Source organism: Streptomyces himastatinicus ATCC 53653 (genome assembly GCF_000158915.1).
Lineage (GTDB): Bacteria > Actinomycetota > Actinomycetes > Streptomycetales > Streptomycetaceae > Streptomyces > Streptomyces himastatinicus.
On record NZ_GG657754.1, the window covers coordinates 5840909 to 5843764 of the forward strand.

Consider the following 2856-nt stretch of genomic DNA (forward strand, 5'->3'; position numbering starts at 1 on the left):
GGTGCCCGCCCGGGTGGCGAGCTGGGTGAGGTCGCCCGGGACGGGGGACAGCAGGTCGGGGCGGGCGCGCAGCAGGGCGGTGAGCGCCTCGTCGGGGCGCGTGCGCAGCTCCTCGGCCAGCGTGCGGGGCGCCGCGCGACCGCTGGCGTCTGGGCCGGTCCCTGCGGTCACGCATGCCTCCCGATTACGCGAGCTGCTCATTCGATCCACAGTACCCGGGGGTGCCGGGCGCCGGGGGTGCGGCGCAATCCGGCCTCCGCACGGTACCGTCGGTGCCGTCTGGCACGCCGACCATGCGCATTCTCAGGGGTCTTGGTGGGGATCGAGAGCGAAAAGCTCGTCTACGACTATCTGAGCCGTGTCGGGGACCTGGCTCAGCAGCAGGGCCTGCCGTCCGGTGAACGGATGCGGCTGGTCTCCGGGCTGCGGGCCGACATCGACCACCGGCGGTCGACGGGCGGTACGGACAGCGCGGCCGGGGTGAAGCGGATTCTGGCCAAGCTGGGCACGCCCGCCGAGGTGGTCGCCGCGGCGGGCGGCGGGGCGTCCGTCGGTGACGGCACCCCGGGCGGGGGCGGTGGCCCCAGTGTGTCGAGCGGTTCCGGCGGAGGTACGCGGACGTCGGGCGCGGCGCGCGCGGCCCGCGACAAGCTGGCCGGGCTCGCCGAACGCACCGGACTCAGCAACAAGGTGCCCTCACCACGCGAGCCGAACGGGCCGAACGGTACGGGGGGCGACGACCCCTCCGTCTCCCTCGCCAAGCACACGCCCGTGACCCCCGAGGCGCCCGAAGCGCCCGAGGCCCCCCGGCGTCGGTCCGGGCCCCATCTGGCGGGCCAGGACGAGTTGGGCCCGCGCGAGTCGAACCCCGACTGGTGGCATGTGGAGCCGGGCCCGTTCGCCCAGCCCGAGCAGCCGGACGGCGGGCTCGGCTTCGTCGAGGGCTTCGTCGGCGGCATCGAGCTGCCCGAACTGCTCGGCAGCGGCAAGACGGTCGAGCAGGAGCAGCAGGAAGAGCGGGAGAAGCGGGAGGCCGAGAAGCGGGCGGCGGAGGAGGCGGCCGAGGCCGAGGCCGCCGAGGCAGCCGAGGCGGAGGCCGCGGGGAAGAAGACGCGTCGGCGCGGCCTGGTGCGCCGCGCCCTGCTCGGCCCCGGCAAGTCCGCCGACGCGGAGGGCGGCACCGGCAAGGCGGGCGCCCGGGCCGGTTGGGCGGCGGGGCTCAGCCCGGTGCTGCTGCTCTCGATCGTGCTGCTCGTCGCGGGCGCCGTGATGGGCAACATCGTCGTGCTCGCGTTCGGCTGGGTGCTCACGTACGCCACCGGCAAGCTGTCCCGCGCCGAGGCGAAGTGGGCGGTGCTGGGCATGCCCGGCCTGGTGGCGGCCGGGGCGATGGTCTGGCTGTGGGGCCGGACCAGCGGCAAGTGGGGCGACCCCATCCCGGAGGACGGGATGAAGGACGTGCTCACCGAGACCTGGCCGGTGGTCGTGCGCGGCGCGGCCGTCGCCACGGTGCTCTTCCTGGTGTGGCGGGCCCGCCGTAGAGGCTGAGCGGTCAGCCGGTCCGGCTGGCAGCCCGGTCGTCAGCCGCGCTCCGCCTTGGCCGACGCGTCCACCACGGCGTCGTCCGCCGCCTGCCACGGCGCGCCCGGGACGACGAGGGGGCTGCCCGTCACCGGATCCGGTACGACGACCGACTCCAGCCCGAACACCTCGTGCACCAGCTCCGCCGTGACCACCTCCGATGGGCGCCCGCGCGCGACGATGCGTCCCTCCTTCATCGCGATCAGGTGGTCCGCGTACCGCGCCGCCTGGTTGAGGTCGTGCAGGACGGCCACCACCGTACGGCCGCGCTCGTGGTTGAGCTGGCGGACCAGGTCCAGCACCTCCACCTGGTGGGCGATGTCCAGGTAGGTCGTCGGCTCGTCCAGCAGCAGAAGGCCGGTCTCCTGCGCGAGGGCCATCGCGATCCAGACGCGCTGCCGCTGGCCCCCGGACAGCTCGTCCACCAGCCGGTCGGCCAGTTCCGTCACGTCCGTACGCTCCATCGCGTCGCCGACCGCGCGCTCGTCCTCGTCGGACCACTGCTGCCACCAGTGCTGATGCGGCTGGCGGCCGCGGGAGACGAGGTCGGCGACGGTGATCGCGTCGGGCGCGACCGGGGTCTGCGGGAGGAGCCCGACCGACTGGGCGATCTTCTTGGTGGGGATGCGGGCGAGGTCCGTGCCGTCGAGGAGGACGGCGCCGCCGTGCGGCTTGAGGAGGCGGCCGAGGGCGCGCAGCAGGGTGGACTTGCCGCAGGCGTTGGGGCCGACGATGACCGTGACCTCGCCGTCGGGTATCACCAGGTCGAGGCCGTCCACGACGGTCCGGTCCTCGTAGGCGAGGGTCAGCGCGCGGGCGGCGAGCCGCCCCGTTGTGGATGCGGTCATGCCGTGGTGCCTCCGTTGCGGCTGCTGCGGCCGCGTCCCCCGGACGTCAGCAGCAGGTAGATCAGATACGGGGCGCCGACCGCGGCGGTCAGCACTCCCACCGGCAGTTCGGTCGGCGCGAACGCCTTGCGCGCCAGCAGATCGGCGGCGACGACGATGAACGCGCCGGTCAGCGCCGAGCAGAGGAGCGGGATCTGCGCGGTACGGGTCATCCGGCGGGCGATCTGCGGGGCGAGCAGCGCCACGAAGTCGACCGGGCCCGCCGCGCCCGTCGCCATCGCGGCGAGGACGATGCCGAGGGTGGCGAGCCCGAGCCGTACCCGCCCGAGCCGTACGCCCAGCGCGGTCGCCGTGTCGTCGTCCTTCGAGACGGTGCGCTGCGCCCGCGCCGCCCACAGCACGGCGGCTCCAGGAACAGCAGCGCCCA

Annotated in this window: 4 protein-coding genes; 1 reads left to right on the plus strand and 3 read right to left on the minus strand. The window is 74.7% G+C overall.

Translation table 11 applies throughout. The features are described from left to right. Window positions 1–201, minus strand: a 201-nt coding sequence (locus SSOG_RS56280) for a hypothetical protein (RefSeq protein ID WP_154686108.1), incomplete at its 3' end; no start/stop codon positions are given. 114 nt (window positions 202–315) lie between these two features. On the opposite strand from SSOG_RS56280, the gene SSOG_RS24835 reads away from it, so the two are divergent. Next, window positions 316–1548, plus strand: coding sequence for a hypothetical protein (locus tag SSOG_RS24835; protein WP_039938612.1), 1233 nt, complete (start codon window positions 316–318; stop codon window positions 1546–1548). Window positions 1549–1580: 32 nt separating this feature from the next. Here SSOG_RS24835 and SSOG_RS24840 read toward each other — a convergent pair whose 3' ends face one another. Together SSOG_RS24840 and SSOG_RS24845 are read right to left on the minus strand one after the other, a co-directional pair. Then, complete coding sequence (locus SSOG_RS24840; RefSeq protein WP_009717003.1) at window positions 1581–2429, minus strand: ABC transporter ATP-binding protein; 849 nt, start codon at window positions 2427–2429, stop codon at window positions 1581–1583. Then, window positions 2426–2856 (minus strand): iron chelate uptake ABC transporter family permease subunit (locus SSOG_RS24845; protein WP_154686109.1); only part of this gene is annotated, 431 nt, incomplete at its 5' end. The genes SSOG_RS24840 and SSOG_RS24845, both read right to left, overlap by 4 nt.

Bases quoted from the DNA above. Each gene is read 5' to 3' on its own strand.
- SSOG_RS24840 (WP_009717003.1), bottom strand. From the start codon at position 2,429: ATGACCGCATCCACAACGGGGCGGCTCGCCGCCCGCGCGCTGACCCTC.